Here is a 15770-nt window from a genome sequence, read left to right on the forward strand (position 1 = left end):
TTGCCAGGTACTTCTTATACCTGGATAAGCACACTCTGGTACCAGGTTGTCGGACGGCGGATCGTATGACCCGTGACCCAACAACTCGCCGTCGCCAAGCCCACCGCCGCCAAGACCACCGTCACCGCGTCCCCCAGGCCGGCCGGAGCCGCCACCGCCACCACCGGTGCCGCCCCGGCGGGCGTCGCCTCGCTCGGCACCGCCGGGCTGGCCACTCTGCTGCTCGGGGCCTTCCTGACGATGCTCGACTTCTTCATCGTCAACGTCGCCCTGCCCACCATCGACCAGGACCTGGCCGCCGGCCCCGCCGTGCTGGAGCTGGTGGCCGCCGGGTACGGCATCGCCTTCGCCGTCCTGCTGGTGCTCGGCGGACGGCTCGGCGACATCTTCGGGCGGCGCCGCCTCTTCACCGCCGGCGCCGCCGCGTTCGCCCTGACCTCGCTCGCCTGCGGTCTCGCCCCGGACGCCTGGACGCTGGTCGCCGCCCGTGCCGCCCAGGGCGCCTCGGCCGCGCTGCTGATCCCGCAGGTGCTCGGCACGATCACGGCCGCCACCCACGGCGCCCGGCGCGGCCGCGCGCTCAGCGTCTACGGCGCGGTCGGCGGCATCGCGGTGGTGATCGGGCAGGTGCTCGGCGGCATCCTCGTCGCCGCCGACGTCTTCGGCACCGGCTGGCGCTCGGTCTTCCTGATCAACGTGCCGTGCGCGCTGCTCGCCCTCGTCCTCGCCGTCCGGTACGTGCCGGAGAACCGCGCCGAGCGGGCCGCCCGGGTCGACGTCCCCGGCACCGTGCTGCTCGCCGCCGCCCTGCTCACCCTGCTGGTCCCGCTGATGGAGGGCCGCACCGCCGGCTGGCCGCTCTGGTCCTGGGTGCTGCTCGCACTGTTCCCGGCCTTCGCCACCGCGTTCGTCCTGGTCGAGCGCCGCACCGAGCGCAACGGCGGCTCCCCGCTGGTGCCGCCCACCATGCTGCGCATCCCCGAGATGCGGCGCGGCCTCGGCATCGCGCTCCCCTTCTTCGCCGGATTCGGCGGGTTCATGTTCGTCATCGCCGTGGCGCTCCAGCAGGGCCTCCACCTCACCCCGGTGGCGGCCGGGTGGGCGCTGGTCCCGATGGCGGTCGGCTACTTCGTCGCCTCGCTCGCCGGGCCCCGGCTGATCGGCCGCTTCGGCAGCCGGGTGCTCACCGCGGGCGCGCTGGTCCAGGCGACCGGCCTGGCCACCCTGGCGGCGACCGTCCTCGCCGACTGGGCGCACTTCTCCCCGCTCCGGATGGTGCCGGGCGTCGCCCTCGCCGGCATCGGCCAGGGCCTGATCGGCACCCCGCTGTTCCGGGTGGTCCTCTCCAAGGTGCCGGCCGACCGGGCGGGCGTGGGCAGCGGCGTCCTCGCCACCGGCCAGCAGTCCAGCCTCGCCCTGGGCGTGGCCACGCTGGGCTCCCTCTTCCTGGCCCTCTCCCCCACCCTCGGGACGGACCGGGCGCTGGCCCTCTGCCTCGGCATCCAGTTGCTGGGCGCGCTGACCATCCTCGGTCTGACCCTCCGTCTCCCCCGCTCGATCGGCTGACGGTCCGGCCTCGGGTCACGGCCGAGCACCGGGCCCCCGCCGCTCGCCGTAGCGGCGGGGGCCGCTGCGTCGTCCGACCCGGCGTTGCCCCCTGATCCCGCTGGTCACATGCACCGCGTTCGGGCCACCCGGGTCCGAGCCCGGATGGGCCCTATCCGACCGCGGGGCCCCTCAGGTGAGGGAGAAGAACAGCGTGTCCTGGGTGTACCAGTCGATGTCCCGGGTGGCGCGCTCCCACTCCTCGTGCTCGAACTCCAGCTTCTCGATGAGCTCCTGGACGTCGTAGCGGAAGTCCGGGTCCATCCGGTCCAGGACGGCGCGGTAGGCGTCGGCCGCGGGCTTGGCCTTCGCCAGCGGGAGGTGGCCGATGGCCGGGTAGCCGTCGACCGACCACGGGATGTGGGGGAACTCGTCGGGCAGGCCGCCGTAGAGGTAGCCGTGGGGCAGCAGGTCGGCCGGCACGCCGAGACGGCGCATCTCGTCGTCGACCAGGCCGAAGAACGTCGACGGCTTGGAGTAGGTGCCCAGCTGCGACGGGTCGGACGCGTTGCGGTCGATGACGAGCTGCATGGCGGCGTGGTAGGCGTTGCCCGCGCAGGCCGCGTCGGAGTCCGCACGCCCGGCTATCAGGTGGTCGAGGGCGTCCGGGACGGACAGCCCCCAGTCCACGTCCTGGTAGTCGAGGCTGTCCTGGTGGGCCTGGGCGAGCCGGCGCATGTTGCCGAGGCGACGCTGCTGGTCCTCCGTCAGGTTGCCGCCGGAACCGAGGAACGCCAGGACGTCGGCCTTGTCGGCGGTGGAGTACGAGATGTTGTGGCTCATACCGATCATGATGCCAAGCAGCACCGACACCACGGCCGGGCGGACCGTGCCTCAGGCCCCCGACGGCGCCGGCCGGGCGCGCGCTCCGAACGATCCGCGCCGGCCCGGTGCCACGGCCCCGCCCGAAAGTCGATGGTCGGCACCCACCCCTTTGTGTCAGTATGACGATATGAGCAAGGAATTCACGGGGAACCCGCTCGACACCCGCAACCGTGCGGAGCTGGTGGCCGCGGTCGCCGCCGGTGCGGAGCCGAAGTGGCTGCTGTTCTGGGGGCACCGGCCGCAGCGGGACGGGTCGATCGGACCGGGGTCGCTGAGCCAGTGGTGGCCGTGCGCGTTCACCGTCGACGGCGTCGAGTACGCCTCCGCCGAGCACTGGATGATGGCCGGCAAGGCGCGGATGTTCGGGGACTCGGCGATCGTGCCCCGGATCCTGGGCGCCGCCACCCCCGCCGAGGCCAAGAAGCTCGGACGGATGGTCAGGGGCTTCGACGCCGCGGCCTGGGCGGCCGGCCGGTTCGAGCTGGTCGTCCGGGGCAACCTCGCCAAGTTCGGGCAGGACGAGGCGCTCGGGGAGTACCTGCTCGGCACCGATCGGCGCGTCCTGGTCGAGGCCAGCCCGGTGGACCGGATCTGGGGCATCGGGCTCGCCGCCGACGACGAGCGGGCGCATCGGCCGGCCGACTGGCGGGGGGAGAACCTGCTCGGCTTCGCCCTGATGGAGGCCCGCACCCGGCTGGCCCGGTGAGCGCGATCGCGCCCGTGCTGGACGGCACGGTGGTGCTGTCGACGGGAGCCGCACTCGCCCTCGCACCCCGGGTCCTGCGGCCCGGGGTCCGGCCCGGGCACGAGACCCCGCCCGGGCCCGACACACCCGACGCCACACCCGACGCCACGCCCGACGCCACGCCCGACACGGACGAAGCCACGTCCCGGTCGGCGCCCCGTCCGGCGCCCCGACGCCGGCGTGCGCCCGGGCCGGAGGCGCTGCTCGCGCTCGTCGGGGCTCTGTTCCTCCTCAACCAACTGGCCTTCGCCGTCCACGTCCGCCGGGTGCACGGCGGGAGCACCGCGTTCATCGCGCGCCACCTGCCGCCCGGATGGTTCGCCGTGCCGCGCGACAGCCGGACGCTCGACTGGCTCGCGGCGCACACGCCCGCGCCGGAACTGCTCGCACCGTCCGTCCTGCGCGTCCAGGCGTTCCTCGAACTGCCGCTCGTCCTCCTGGCGTTCGCCGCGGTGCTGCGCCGGCTGGACCGCCCGCTGTACGTCCGGGTGGCCCGCTCGCCGCTGTTGCCGCTCGCCGCCGCCTCGTACACCGCGGCGTTCTGCGCGGTGGAGTGGGACCTGCGCAATCCGTACACGGTGGACGACATCGTCCTGCGGATCGCGTCGGCGCTCGCCACGCCGCTGCTGCTCGCCCGGATCGCCTCGCGCGAACCGGACACCGCGCCGACCGCGCCCAGGCCGGTCGTCTTCGCGATCGAGCTGTGGGCGTACGGCCAGCTGATGCTGGTGTGCTACGACACCGTGCTGCTCTACAACCTCGCCCGGCTGGACGAACAGCGGCTGGCGCGCGCGTTCGTCGCGCTCGCCGTGCTCGCCGCGACCCGCTTCGTGCCGCGCCGCGACGCTCCGGCGGGCCCGCGCGTCGCCGCGCTCGCGGACGCCCTGGGCCGGGGGCTCGTCCTGTTCTTCGTCCCCGCGCTCGCCGTCCGCTACGCCGGGAGCTTCGGTACGCCCCGGCTCGCCGCCGCGGCGGGCGCCGTGGCGCTGGTCGCCGCCACCGCCCGCCATGCCGCCCGGCTCGCGCTCCCCGCCGCGGCGGGCGCGGCCGCGGGCTGCCTGACCGTCCTCTGCTTCACCGATCCCTACTACGAGGCCGCGCTCCTGCGGGCGGCCGTCGTCGCGCTCGGAACGACCGCCGCCGTCTGCGCCCTCCTGGACGCCAGTCGCAAGCCGCTCGACGCGCTCCCGTAACGAGAACGCCGTTTACCGACGCCAGGATGACCCGCAGTCAGGGTCGAGATGGACAGGGTGCGGCGATCATGCGGATACGGCACACGGAACAACCCAGAGCCCAACACACAGGTGAGAGCGAGCAGGACGCCCTCGAACTACGGGCGGAGCTGGACGAATTACTCCGCGCGCGGCAGTACGCCAACCAGCGCGAGCGCCGGCTCGCCGAGGCGGTGCGGGCAGTCCCGGAGCGGCAGCGACCGGACGCGGAGCTGCTGCGACAGCTCGCCAGGGCCCGGACGCTGCGCGAGGAGATCGGCGCGCGCTGCCTGGAACTGAGCGAGCAGCTCATGGACTTGGAGCACCGCCTACGCCAACCCGGCCCCCGGCAGGCGGCACCGGGCTCCGGGCCGGGGCCGACCCCCCGCCCGGGCGCCGACGCCCGGTTCGGGGGCGCGTACGACGATCCGTACGCCCCCTCGGCACCACAAGCCACTCCCCCGCCCGCCGGCGAAACCCGGCCCGCCGGCGAGACCCGCTCCGCCACCGAACCCCGGCCCGCCACCGGTACGCGCCCCGGCCGTGCGCAGGCCCGCCCCGAGGCGCCCGCGGCCCCGGCGGCCGCCGCGCCGCCCCCGCCTCCGCCCGCCCCCAAGGCGCCCCGTCGCCGCTCCCCCGGCGAACTCGCCGCCCTCGCCGAGCGGATCACCACCCTGCACCGCCAGGGCGCCGCACGGGAGAGCGCCGCCCTGCTGGACCAGGCCGCCGCCCTCCTCCTGCCGCCCGACACCGCCCGCCTCGCCGCGCTGCTGACCCGGGGCGGCCCGGACGGCGCCTCCGTCCGGCTCGCGCGCGGAGCGGCGAACGGCGCGCCGGAGCAGGCCGCCGCCACCCTCGCCGAACTGCGCCAGGCCGGCCTCGCCGAGGAGGCCACCGAGCTGTTCCACGCCCTCTGGGGCCACCCGGTCGACGCCCTGCCGGCCCTGCTCGCGGCCCTGGAGCAGACCGGACAGCCCGCCGACGGCGCCACCCTGCTCTGGAACTGGGGCTCCGCGCCGACCGCCGAGCTGGCCGCGCTCGCCGCCGCCCTCGAACGGGCGGGCCGCTCCGGCGACGTCCGGACCCTGCTGCGCCAGGCGGCCGGACGGCCCACCGCCGACCTCGCCGCCCTCGTCGGCACGTTGCCCGCGCCGCTGCCCGCCGTCCTCCTCCACGAGCTCGCCGCGCTCCGCCCGTCCGCCGAACTGGTCCGGCTGGCCTCCGCGTTGAAGGACCACCGGGAGCTCTACGACGGGCTGCTGGCCGCGCTGACCGCGGACGAGGGCCGCCACCGCACCACGCTCGCCGCCCTCCGCACGGCCGGGCTGCCCACCACCCCCGCCGGCCGGCCCCGCTCCCGCTGGGGACGGCGCTGACCGAGCGGCACCGGGCAAGCCACCCAGCCGCCGACCCGCCACCCGGCCACCGACCCGCCGAACCGCCGCGAGCCGCCACCCGGCCACCGACCGGCCGAGCCCCCGACCCACCGCGGACCACCCGCAGCGCCGATCACCCGCACCACCGGCACCACCGGCACCGACGCCGGAGCCCCCGCCCGCCCGGAAGGGCGAACGGGGGCTCCGGTCGAGCGGAAGGGCCTCAGCAGCCGATCAGCCGCGCCGCCAGGTACGACTTCACCTGGTCCAGCGAGACGCGCTCCTGCGACATGGTGTCGCGGTCGCGCACGGTCACGGCGTTGTCCTCGAGGGTGTCGAAGTCGACGGTGACGCAGAACGGCGTGCCGATCTCGTCCTGGCGGCGGTAGCGCTTGCCGATCGCGCCCGCGTCGTCGAACTCGACGTTCCACGCGGTGCGCAGGTCGGCGGCCAGGCCGCGGGCCTTCGGCGAGAGGTCGGCGTTGCGCGACAGCGGCAGCACCGCGACCTTGACCGGGGCCAGGCGCGGGTCGAGCCGCATGCCGACGCGCTTCTCCATGACGCCCTTGGCGTTCGGCGCCTCGTCCTCGAAGTAGGCGTCGATCAGGAAGGCCAGCATGGCGCGGTTGAGGCCCGCTGCCGGCTCGATGACGTACGGGAAGTAGCGCTCGCCGGACTCCTGGTCGAAGTACTTGAGGTCCTGGCCGGAGGCCTCGCTGTGCACCGTGAGGTCGTAGTCGGTGCGGTTGGCGATGCCCTCCAGCTCGGAGAACTCGCTGCCGCCGAAGTTGAAGCGGTACTCGATGTCCACCGTGCGCTTGGCGTAGTGGGAGAGCTTCTCCTTCGGGTGCTCGAAGAGGCGCATGTTCTCGGTGCGCAGGCCGAGGTCGACGTACCAGTCCCAGCGCTGCTGGAGCCAGTACTCGTGCCACTGCTCGTCCTCGCCCGGCTTGACGAAGAACTCCATCTCCATCTGCTCGAACTCGCGGGTGCGGAAGATGAAGTTGCCGGGGGTGATCTCGTTGCGGAAGCTCTTGCCGGTCTGGGCGATGCCGAACGGCGGCTTCTTGCGCGAGGTGGTCTGGACGGCCTTGAAGTTGGTGAAGATGCCCTGGGCGGTCTCCGGGCGCAGGTAGGCCAGGCCGCTCGCCTCCTCGGTGACGCCGAGGTGGGTCTTCAGCATGCCGGAGAAGTCCTTGGGCTCGGTGAAGGAACCCTTGGTGCCGCAGTCCGGGCAGTTGATGTCCTGGAGGCCGTTCGGCGGCGGGAAGCCGTGCTTGGCCTCGTACTTCTCCTCCAGGTGGTCGGCCCGGTGGCGCTTGTGGCAGGAGAGGCACTCGGTCAGCGGGTCGTTGAAGGTCGCGACGTGGCCGGAGGCCTCCCAGACCTCGCGGGCCAGGATCACCGACGAGTCGAGTCCGACGACGTCCTCACGGGCCTGGACCATCGCGCGCCACCACTGGCGCTTGATGTTCTCCTTCAGCTCGACACCCAGCGGCCCGTAGTCCCAGGCGGCACGCGTGCCGCCGTAGATCTCGCTGCAGGGGTAGACGAAGCCACGGCGCTTGCTCAGGCTGACGATCGTGTCGATCTTGTCGGCGGCCACAGTGCTCTCTTCAGTACGACGGCACGGTCAGGGCACGGCTGGTTGCACGTTCCCGAATACCTCAGGTTACCGGCCACCCGGGTACGAGGTTCAAATCGGTATCTCCCGGCCCGTCCCGGCCACCCCCACCGACCGTTCACCCGCCCGAGTGATTTGACAATCATTTCCAATTAACCTGAGAATGGTTGTCATGATGATCCGACGACCTGCCAGCACTTCCATAGCCCTGGCCGCCACCACCCTCGCGGCCGCCCTCCTCCTCACCGCCTGCGGCGGGGACGGCAGCGCCAAGGGCACGGACGGCAAGCTGGACGTCGTCGCCTCCTTCTACCCGATGGAGTACCTCGCCTCGCAGATCGGCGGCGAGCACGTCAAGGTCACCGACCTCACCGCCGCCGGCGTCGAACCGCACGACCTGGAGCTCACCGCCAAGCAGGTCGCCGCCGTCAAGAAGGCCGGCGCGGTGGTCTACCTCAAGGGCCTGCAGCCCACCGTGGACAAGGCGGTCGCCGGCTCCTCCGCCAAGCACGTGGTCGACGCCGCCGCGGCCGGCCCGCTGGAGGACCACCACCTCGCGGAGGGCCACGCCGACGGCGACGGCCACGACCACGACGGGCCCGCCGGCGACCCGCACATCTGGCTCGACCCGACCCGCTACGCGGCGGTCGCCAAGAACGTCGGCGCCGAGTTCGCCAAGGCCGACCCGGAGCACGCCGAGGACTACCGGAAGAACACCGACGACCTGGTCGGCCGGCTCACCGCCCTGGACGAGGAGTTCAAGGCCGGCCTGAAGGACGCCGGGAGCAGGACCTTCGTCACCAGCCACGCCGCCTTCGGCTACCTCGCCGAGCACTACGGCCTCACCCAGGTCGCCATCAACGGCGTCGACCCGGAGTCCGAGCCCACCCCGGCCCGCCTCGCCGACGTCCAGAAGGCGGCCAAGGAGAACGGCGTCACCACGATCTTCTTCGAGACCCTGGTCAGCCCCAAGCTCGCCGACACCGTCGCCAAGGACCTCGGCCTCAAGACCGCCGTCCTGGACCCGCTGGAGGGCCTCAAGGAGCCGGCCAAGAACGACTACCTGACGGTCATGCGCCAGAACCTGGCCAACCTCCGGGCCGCGCTCGGCGCCACCACCAGCTGACAGGACGGCAGAAGCGATGACCCACCCGACACCCCCGGCCGTGCACCTGCGTGCCGCCGTCGCCTCCCGCGGCGGCCGGCCGGTGCTGCGCGGCGTCGACCTGACCGTGGCCGCCGGCGAGGTCGTCGCCCTGCTCGGCGCCAACGGCTCCGGAAAGTCCACCACCGTCAAGGCCGTGACCGGCGCCGTGGCCCTGGAGCACGGCGACCTGGAGCTGTTCGGCACGCCGTTCGCCAAGTTCCGCGCCTGGCACCGGATCGGTTACGTGCCGCAGCGCACCACCGCCGCCTCCGGCGTGCCGGCCACCGTCCGCGAGGTGGTCTCCACCGGACGGCTGCCGCAGCACCGGCTGCTGCCGTTCCGCCGCCGCGACCGGGAGGCGGTGGACCGCGCGCTGACCGCCGTCGGCATGCTCGACCGGGCCTCGGACGGCGTCGCCGACCTCTCCGGAGGACAGCAGCAGCGGGTGCTGATCGCCCGCGCCCTGGTCGGCTCGCCCGACCTACTGATCATGGACGAGCCGATGGCCGGGGTGGACGCCGCCAGCCAGCAGGTGCTCGCCGACACCCTGCGCAGCGAGGTCGCGCGCGGCGCCGCCGTCCTCCTGGTGCTGCACGAACTCGGACCGCTGGAGCCGCTGATCGACCGCACGGTGGTGCTCCGCGACGGCTGCGTGGCCCACGACGGGCCGCCGGTCCCCAACACCGGCCTGCACGCCCTGCCCGGCCACGACCACGTCCACCCGCACGCCGACCACACCACGCCGAGGCTCCTCGCATGATCGACCTGACCGAGATGCTCAGCTACGACTTCATGCAGCGCGCCCTGCTCGCCGCCGTGCTGGTCGGCTTCACCGCGCCCGCCGTCGGCATCTACCTGGTCCAGCGGCGCCAGGCGCTGATGGGCGACGGCATGGGGCACGTCGCGATGACCGGCGTCGGCCTCGGCTTCGTCTTCAACACCAGCCCGGTCTGGATGGCCGTGCTGGTCTGCGTGCTCGGCGCCGTCACCATGGAGCTGGTCCGCTCGCGCGGCAACCAGCGCGGCGACATCGCCCTCGCCCTGCTCTTCTACGGCGGCATGGCCTGCGGCAAGCTGCTGGTCTCCACCTCCGCCCAGGGCGGGGCCACCGCCCTGGAGAGCTACCTCTGGGGCTCGATCCTGACCGTCGGCCCGGCCGACCTCGTCACCATCGGCGTCCTCGGCGCCGTGGTCATCGCCGTCACCGTCGGCCTGCGCCGCCAGCTCTTCGCGATCTGTCAGGACGAGGACTTCGCCCGGGTCACCGGCCTGCCGGTGCGCCTGCTCAACCTGCTGCTCGCCGTGATGGCCGCGGTCACCGTCACCGTCGCCATGCGGGTGGTCGGTCTGCTGCTGGTCAGCGCGCTGATGGTGGTCCCGGTGGTGGCCGCCCAGCAGCTCACCCGCTCGTTCGCCGTCACCCAGGCGGCCTCGATCGCACTCGGCGTTGTCGTCTCGCTGGCCGGCGTCACCGCCTCCTTCGAGGCCGAGCTGCCCCCCGGCCCCGCCATCGTGCTGCTGGCCATCGTCGTCTTCGCGGTGTTCAGCGCGGTCGCCGGCCCGCTGGCCCGCCGCCGGCACCGGCCGGCGGCCGCCGACGCCGGCCCGGCGGTCTGCGACGTGCGACTGCCCGGCCAGGGTTCGTCCGGTCAGGGCTCGTCCGGCCAGGGTTCGTCCGGTCAGGATCCGTCCGGGCAGGGTTCGTCCGGCCACGGTTGGTCCGGAAAGGGTCCGTCCGACGCGACCACCCCGGAGCGCGGGGCGGGACTGGCACAATGAGGGGCGAGACGCCCAGACCCCCAGGAGGACCCACGGTGACCACCGCAGGCCCGTCGCCGCGCGCCCGATCGACCCGGCAGCGTGCCGCCGTCTCGGCGGCCCTGGACGAGATCGCGGACTTCCGCAGCGCGCAGGAGCTCCACGACATGCTCAAGCACCGCGGCGACTCGGTGGGCCTGACCACGGTCTACCGCACGCTGCAGTCGCTCGCCGACGCGGGCGAGGTGGACGTCCTGCGCACCGCCGACGGCGAGGCCGTGTACCGCCGCTGCAGCAGCGGGCACCACCACCACCTGGTCTGCCGGACCTGCGGCGCCACCGTCGAGGTCGAGGGCCCGGCGGTCGAGCGCTGGGCCAACTCGGTCGCCGCCGAGCACGGGTTCAGCGACATCGCGCACACGCTGGAGATCTTCGGCACCTGCGCGGAGTGTGCCAAGAAGCAGGCCTGAACCGGCACCGGGCCGGTACGGGACCCGGAAGGGCCCCGCGGGACGCGTCCCGCGGGGCCCTTCCGGGTGTCCGGGCGTCGGCGCCGCCCGGCGCGTCAGCGCTGCGAGGGCAGATCCGCCACCACCGGCTGGGCCACCTCGTTGGGGATCGCCCCGCCGAAGCGGCGGTCGCGCATCGCGTACTGCTCGCAGGCCCGCCAGAGGTCCCGGCGGTCGAAGTCCGGCCAGAGCACGTCCTGGAACACGAACTCGGCGTACGCGGACTGCCAGAGCAGGAAGTTGGACGTCCGCTGCTCGCCGCTCGGGCGCAGGAAGAGGTCCACGTCCGGCATGTCCGGGTGGTACAGGTACTTCGCGATGGTCTTCTCGTTGACCTTCCGCGGGTCCAGCTTGCCGGCCGCGGCATCGGCCGCGATGGCCTGCGCCGCGTCCGCCAGCTCGGCCCGGCCGCCGTAGTTGACGCACATGTAGAGCGTCACGGCGTCATTGCCCTTGGTCTGCTCCTCGGCGACCTGGAGCTCCTGGACGACGCTCTTCCACAGCTTCGGCATCCGGCCGGCCCAGCGGATCCGCACGCCCATCGCGTCCATCTCGTCGCGGCGGCGGCGGATGACGTCCCGGTTGAAGTTCATCAGGAACTTCACCTCGTCGGGCGAGCGCTTCCAGTTCTCGGTCGAGAACGCGTACAGCGAGATGTTCTTCACGCCGAGCTCGATCGCGCCCCTGAGGACGTCCAGCACGACGCTCTCGCCGACCTTGTGGCCCTCGGTCCGCGGCAGCCCGCGCTCCTTGGCCCAGCGGCCGTTGCCGTCCATCACGATGGCGACGTGTTCGGGCACCAGCTCGCCGGGGATCTTCGGGGGCTGGGCGCCACTGGGGTGCGGGGTCGGGGGGACGTACGCCCGCTGCTTGCCGCCGCCGAAGAGCCGTCGCGCTGCCATGTGCTCACTTCTCCACGTATCTCATCGAGCGGATGCCCCGCTCCAGGTGCCACTGCAGATAGGCCGCGACCAGGCCGCTGCCCTCCCGCCAGTACCTCGGCTCGCAGGTGTCGGCCGTCTGCCAGTCCCCTGACAGCAGCGCCCCGAGCAGTACCAGTGTCTCAGGGGAGGGTACGGCACATCCGGGCACTCGGCAGTCCGCGCAGAGCACACCGCCGGCCTGGAGCGAGAAGAACCGGTTCGGGCCCTCCAGACCGCACTTGGCGCAGTCGGTGAAGCTCGCGCCGTACCCGTTGACCGCCAGCGAGCGCAGCAGGAACGCGTCCAGCACCAGGTGCGACTCGTGCACCCCGGCGGCCAGCGTGCGCAGCCCGCCGACCAGCAGCAGGTACTGCTGGACGGCCGGCTCGCCCTCGTTCTCGGCGAACCGCTCGGCCGTCTCCAGCATGGCCGTCCCGGCGGTGTAGCGCCCGTAGTCGGTGACGATCGATCCGCCGTACGGGGCGATCGTCTCCACCTGGGTGCAGAGCGGCAACCCGCGGCCGACCAGCTCACTCCCCCGACTGAAGAACTGCACGTCCACGTGCGAGAACGGCTCCAGCCGGGCACCGAACTTGGACTTGGTCTTGCGCACCCCGCGGGCCACCGCGCGCACCTTGCCGTGCTGGCGGGTGAGCAGGGTGATGATCCGGTCGGCCTCGCCGAGCTTCTGCGCCCGGAGCACCACGCCGTCGTCCCGGAAGAGGCTCATGCCGCGGCCCCGCGGCCGGCGTCGAACAGTGTGGACATCCCACCATTGTCGCGCAGGACGGCGGGCGGCCGGCGCACCGAACCGGGGGCGGCCGTGCGCCCGCACCGGGGCCGTGGGGGTGTGCCGGTCGGTGCGGGTCACGGCGGGCCCGGGAGGGGGGTCGGGCCCGGTTCTCGTGGGGGTCTCGGAACGGGTCGCCCGTGCGGTGGGCCGTTCAGCAGGGCCGTGCGGTGGGCGGCGCGGCTGGCGGCGCGGGGCTGTCGGGAGACCGACGCGAGTTAACGGGAGGCCCGGGTGGCCGCCTCCAGCAGCGCCCCGACCGTGCTCTGCGGCAGGTCCAGGCAGCGCCCGACCGCGGCCAGCGCCTCGCGCTCCTGCGGCAGGTAGCGCCCGTCAGCCAGGGCGATCGCCGCGCCCTGCAGCAACAACCGCTCCCGGCCCTGCTGGGCCAGGTGCGCGGCGAGCGGTTCGAGCACCGCGTGCAGCTCGGCGGCCAGGCCGCCGGCCACGCCGTGGGCGTCGTGGAGCTCCCCGCCGAGGCCGGAGAGCGCGGCCAGCGCCGCCAGCACCTGGGCCTCGCCGCAGTCCTCGAAGCCGGCCTCCCGGACGGCCGCGCAGGCCGCCTCGCGGGCCGCCCGGTGCGCGGTGCCGCCGGCCGCGAGCAGGGCCAGCGCGACGGTGTACTGCGCGTCGCGCAGCATCCCGCCCAGGCGGACGCAGGTGGGCTGCTCCAGGCTCTCCACCCCGTACCGGCCGTGGCAGGTGGTGCACTGCACGCTGCCGAGGACGGGGCCGAGCGGCAGCACCGGGGTACCGAGCAACCGCAGCCACCGCCGGCCGTGTTGCCGGCGGTAGTTGCGGTCACCACCGCAGCCCGGGCAGAAGAAGTCACCGAGAACGTCAGTCCGCCACCGCGGGCGAACACCCCACAACCCTGTCACGGCGCCACTCCCCAGACACGGCAGGCGGCCTGCACAACCATGGGCAGGTCACGCGACCGGATGCCGAGGCCGTCCCACCGACCCGGCTTTCCGGTGCGTCGATGTTGCCATGGTTACCGGCACGTGTCAGCACCTCGAACGGCCCGGAATCCGAAAAAGTGTGGCGCAGGCCACACCACGGCGCGCCCCGCCCGGCCCCGGCCGCCCGGAACGGCGCCGGGCCGCCCCGAAGGACGGCCCGGCGACCACCACTCGTACGAACTACCCGCGCTGCGCGCGGTTGACGGCGCTGATCATGGCCTTCAGCGAGGCCAGCACGGTGTTGCCGTCGATGCCGACACCCCACAGCACCTTGCCCTCCACCGCGCACTCGACGTACGCGGCGGCCTGGGCGTCGCCGCCCTCGCTCAGCGCGTGCTCGGCGTAGTCCAGCACCCGGACGTCCACGCCGATCCGGGCCAGCGCGTCGGCGAACGCGGAGACCGGGCCGTTGCCGGTACCGGCCAGCGTGACCGGCTCGCCGCCGACGACGGCCTCGGCGGTCAGCGCGTCCCGGCCGTCCTCGGTGGTCAGGGTCCGCGAGCCGCTCAGCGAGATCCGGCCCCACGGGTTGGCCGTGGTCGGCAGGTACTCGTCCTCGAAGACCGCCCAGATGTCGGCCGGGGTGACCTCGCCGCCCTCGGCGTCGGTCTTGGCCTGGATGATCCGGGAGAACTCGATCTGCATCCGGCGCGGCAGGTCCAGCTTGTGGTCGTTCTTCAGGACGTACGCGACGCCGCCCTTGCCCGACTGGCTGTTGACCCGGATGACCGCCTCGTAGGTGCGGCCGACGTCCTTCGGGTCGATCGGCAGGTACGGCACGCCCCAGGTGTGCTCCTCCACCGGCACGCCGGCCGCCTTCGCGTCCGCCTCCAGGGCGTCGAAGCCCTTCTTGATGGCGTCCTGGTGCGAGCCGGAGAAGGAGGTGTACACCAGGTCGCCGGCGTACGGGTGGCGCGGGTGCACCTCCATCTGGTTGCAGTACTCGGCGGTGCGGCGCACCTCGTCGATGTCGGAGAAGTCGATCTGCGGGTCGATGCCCTGCGAGAACAGGTTCATGCCCAGGGTTACCAGGTCGACGTTGCCGGTCCGCTCGCCCTGCCCGAACAGGCAGCCCTCGATCCGGTCGGCGCCGGCCATGTAGGCCAGCTCGGCGGAGGCGACGGCGGTGCCGCGGTCGTTGTGCGGGTGCACCGACAGGCAGACGTACTCGCGGCGGGACAGGTTGCGCGACATCCACTCGAACTGGTCGGCCTGGACGTTCGGGGTGGCCCGCTCGATGGTGGCCGGCAGGTTCAGGATGATCTCGCGGCCCTCGCCCGGCTGCCAGACGTCCATGACCGCCTCGCAGACCTCCAGCGCGAAGTCCAGCTCGGTGTCGACGAAGATCTCCGGCGAGTACTGGAAGCCGAAGACGGTGTCGTCGCCCAGCAGCTTGTCCGCGTACTCCATCACCAGCCGGGTGCCGTCGGTGGCGATCGCCTTGGTGGCCTCCTTGCCGTTGCGGAACACCACCCGGCGGAACAGCGGCGCGGTCGCGTTGTACAGGTGGACGGTCGCCCGCGGGGCGCCCACCAGAGACTCCACCGTCTTCTCGATCAGCTCCTCGCGCGCCTGGGTCAGCACCGAGATGGTCACGTCCTCCGGGATCGCGCCCTCCTCGATCAGCGACCGCACGAAGGCGTGGTCGGTGGCGCCGGAGGACGGGAAGCCGACCTCGATCTCCTTGTAGCCCATCGCGACCAGCAGGTCGAACATCTTCCGCTTGCGGGCCGGGGACATCGGGTCGATCAGCGCCTGGTTGCCGTCCCGCAGGTCGGTGGAGAGCCAGCGCGGCGCCTTGGTGATCACCTTCGACGGCCAGGTGCGGTCCGGCAGGTCGACGGTGCCGAACGGCAGGTAGCGGCCGTGGCGCATGCCCGCGGACTGCTGGCGGACGGTCGCGGCGGTGATCGGGGTGGGACGGTCGGTGAAGGCCCGACCGGCGGGGACGGACGCGGCGGAGGTCTGCTCGGTCATGGAGGTGACTCTCGGCTTCCTGTGGATGCGGGGCGTGTCGGGGTGAGGTGGACACCCGACTGGCCGGCCTGCTGCCGCTCGCGACCCGTCGTTGGATCGCCCGATTCCTACGCGCACAGCACAGTCCCCGCGGCGAGGGAGCCGGCCCTTGGTGGACTACAGGCCCTCGACGCGGCAGCTAAGAAGAAGCAGCCCGTTGCGCATGATGTGCTCCAGCGTAACCGAGCGGAGCGCGCCCCCGAAGCGAGCCGGGCGGACATTCCACTCCTTGAGACGGCGCGCGATTCCTTGAGACGGCGCGCGATTTCGTCCGCGCCG

The 15770-nt window shown here is 73.2% G+C and carries 14 protein-coding genes; 8 read left to right on the forward strand and 6 right to left on the reverse strand.

The genetic code is table 11. From position 1 onward, the window contains the following. The first annotated feature begins 72 nt into the window (after positions 1–72). Positions 73–1566: an MFS transporter gene (locus RMN57_RS13675; protein WP_380233877.1), complete on the forward strand. Its 1494-nt coding sequence runs from the start codon at positions 73–75 to the stop codon at positions 1564–1566. A 171-nt stretch (positions 1567–1737) separates the two neighbouring features. Here the strand turns inward: RMN57_RS13675 and RMN57_RS13680 are convergent, their stop codons facing one another. Next, positions 1738–2388 carry a hypothetical protein gene (locus RMN57_RS13680; protein ID WP_313763688.1) on the reverse strand — a complete coding sequence of 217 codons (651 nt, stop codon included), beginning with the start codon at positions 2386–2388 and terminating at the stop codon, positions 1738–1740. Between the two features lie 169 nt (positions 2389–2557). Here RMN57_RS13680 and RMN57_RS13685 point away from each other — a divergent pair, with 169 nt between their 5' ends. From RMN57_RS13685 to RMN57_RS13695, 3 genes are all read left to right on the forward strand, one after another. Then, positions 2558–3136 carry an NADAR family protein gene (locus RMN57_RS13685; RefSeq protein ID WP_313763689.1) on the forward strand — a complete coding sequence of 193 codons (579 nt, stop codon included), beginning with the start codon at positions 2558–2560 and terminating at the stop codon, positions 3134–3136. Continuing rightward, a complete protein-coding gene (locus RMN57_RS13690; protein WP_313763690.1) occupies positions 3133–4368 on the forward strand; it encodes a hypothetical protein in 1236 nt (411 codons plus the stop codon). The genes RMN57_RS13685 and RMN57_RS13690 overlap by 4 nt, the downstream gene beginning before the upstream one ends. 68 nt (positions 4369–4436) lie before the next feature. Continuing rightward, positions 4437–5762 (forward strand): hypothetical protein, encoded by a 1326-nt coding sequence (locus RMN57_RS13695; RefSeq protein ID WP_313763691.1) that lies wholly within the window; start codon positions 4437–4439, stop codon positions 5760–5762. Between the two features lie 223 nt (positions 5763–5985). Here RMN57_RS13695 and RMN57_RS13700 read toward each other — a convergent pair whose 3' ends face one another. Further along, entirely contained in the window at positions 5986–7368 is a 1383-nt protein-coding gene (locus RMN57_RS13700) for a glycine--tRNA ligase (protein WP_313763692.1), read from the reverse strand. Positions 7369–7558: 190 nt separating this feature from the next. Between RMN57_RS13700 and RMN57_RS13705 the strand changes: the two genes are divergently transcribed. The 4 genes from RMN57_RS13705 to RMN57_RS13720 are packed head-to-tail and all read left to right on the forward strand — an operon-like array spanning position 7559 to position 10761. After that, positions 7559–8512 carry a metal ABC transporter substrate-binding protein gene (locus RMN57_RS13705; protein ID WP_313763693.1) on the forward strand — a complete coding sequence of 318 codons (954 nt, stop codon included), beginning with the start codon at positions 7559–7561 and terminating at the stop codon, positions 8510–8512. A gap of 16 nt (positions 8513–8528) precedes the next feature. Next, complete coding sequence (locus tag RMN57_RS13710; protein ID WP_313763694.1) at positions 8529–9293, forward strand: metal ABC transporter ATP-binding protein; 765 nt, start codon at positions 8529–8531, stop codon at positions 9291–9293. Continuing rightward, positions 9290–10312: a metal ABC transporter permease gene (locus RMN57_RS13715; RefSeq protein WP_313763695.1), complete on the forward strand. Its 1023-nt coding sequence runs from the start codon at positions 9290–9292 to the stop codon at positions 10310–10312. The genes RMN57_RS13710 and RMN57_RS13715 overlap by 4 nt, the downstream gene beginning before the upstream one ends. Positions 10313–10347: 35 nt before the next feature. Further along, positions 10348–10761 (forward strand): Fur family transcriptional regulator, encoded by a 414-nt coding sequence (locus RMN57_RS13720; protein ID WP_313763696.1) that lies wholly within the window; start codon positions 10348–10350, stop codon positions 10759–10761. 95 nt (positions 10762–10856) lie between these two features. Here the strand turns inward: RMN57_RS13720 and RMN57_RS13725 are convergent, their stop codons facing one another. From RMN57_RS13725 to leuA, 4 genes are all read right to left on the reverse strand, one after another. After that, the gene (locus RMN57_RS13725) at positions 10857–11702 is read right to left on the reverse strand and encodes an isoprenyl transferase (protein ID WP_313763697.1); all 846 of its coding nucleotides are present in this window, start codon (positions 11700–11702) and stop codon (positions 10857–10859) included. Positions 11703–11706: 4 nt separating this feature from the next. Beyond that, on the reverse strand, positions 11707–12453 hold the full coding sequence (recO, locus tag RMN57_RS13730; RefSeq protein ID WP_313763698.1) for a DNA repair protein RecO: 747 nt from the start codon (positions 12451–12453) through the stop codon (positions 11707–11709). A gap of 278 nt (positions 12454–12731) precedes the next feature. Then, positions 12732–13394, reverse strand: a complete 663-nt coding sequence (locus RMN57_RS13735; RefSeq protein WP_380233883.1) for a TerB family tellurite resistance protein — start codon at positions 13392–13394, stop codon at positions 12732–12734. Between the two features lie 261 nt (positions 13395–13655). After that, the gene (leuA, locus tag RMN57_RS13740; RefSeq protein WP_313763700.1) at positions 13656–15452 is read right to left on the reverse strand and encodes a 2-isopropylmalate synthase; all 1797 of its coding nucleotides are present in this window, start codon (positions 15450–15452) and stop codon (positions 13656–13658) included. Positions 15453–15770 lie beyond the last annotated feature (318 nt).

It is taken from the genome of Kitasatospora sp. CM 4170, from assembly GCF_032110285.1.
GTDB classification, from domain to species: Bacteria; Actinomycetota; Actinomycetes; order Streptomycetales; family Streptomycetaceae; genus Kitasatospora; species Kitasatospora aburaviensis.

Excerpts from the sequence above, each read along its gene's own strand:
- RMN57_RS13725 (WP_313763697.1), bottom strand. The coding sequence starts at position 11,702 with ATGGCAGCGCGACGGCTCTTCGGCGGCGGCAAGCAGCGGGCGTACGTC.
- RMN57_RS13705 (WP_313763693.1), top strand. The coding sequence starts at position 7,559 with ATGATGATCCGACGACCTGCCAGCACTTCCATAGCCCTGGCCGCCACC.
- RMN57_RS13685 (WP_313763689.1), top strand. The coding sequence starts at position 2,558 with ATGAGCAAGGAATTCACGGGGAACCCGCTCGACACCCGCAACCGTGCG.
- RMN57_RS13710 (WP_313763694.1), top strand. The coding sequence starts at position 8,529 with ATGACCCACCCGACACCCCCGGCCGTGCACCTGCGTGCCGCCGTCGCC.
- RMN57_RS13715 (WP_313763695.1), top strand. The coding sequence starts at position 9,290 with ATGATCGACCTGACCGAGATGCTCAGCTACGACTTCATGCAGCGCGCC.
- recO (WP_313763698.1), bottom strand. The coding sequence starts at position 12,453 with ATGAGCCTCTTCCGGGACGACGGCGTGGTGCTCCGGGCGCAGAAGCTC.
- RMN57_RS13695 (WP_313763691.1), top strand. The coding sequence starts at position 4,437 with ATGCGGATACGGCACACGGAACAACCCAGAGCCCAACACACAGGTGAG.
- RMN57_RS13680 (WP_313763688.1), bottom strand. The coding sequence starts at position 2,388 with ATGAGCCACAACATCTCGTACTCCACCGCCGACAAGGCCGACGTCCTG.
- leuA (WP_313763700.1), bottom strand. The coding sequence starts at position 15,452 with ATGACCGAGCAGACCTCCGCCGCGTCCGTCCCCGCCGGTCGGGCCTTC.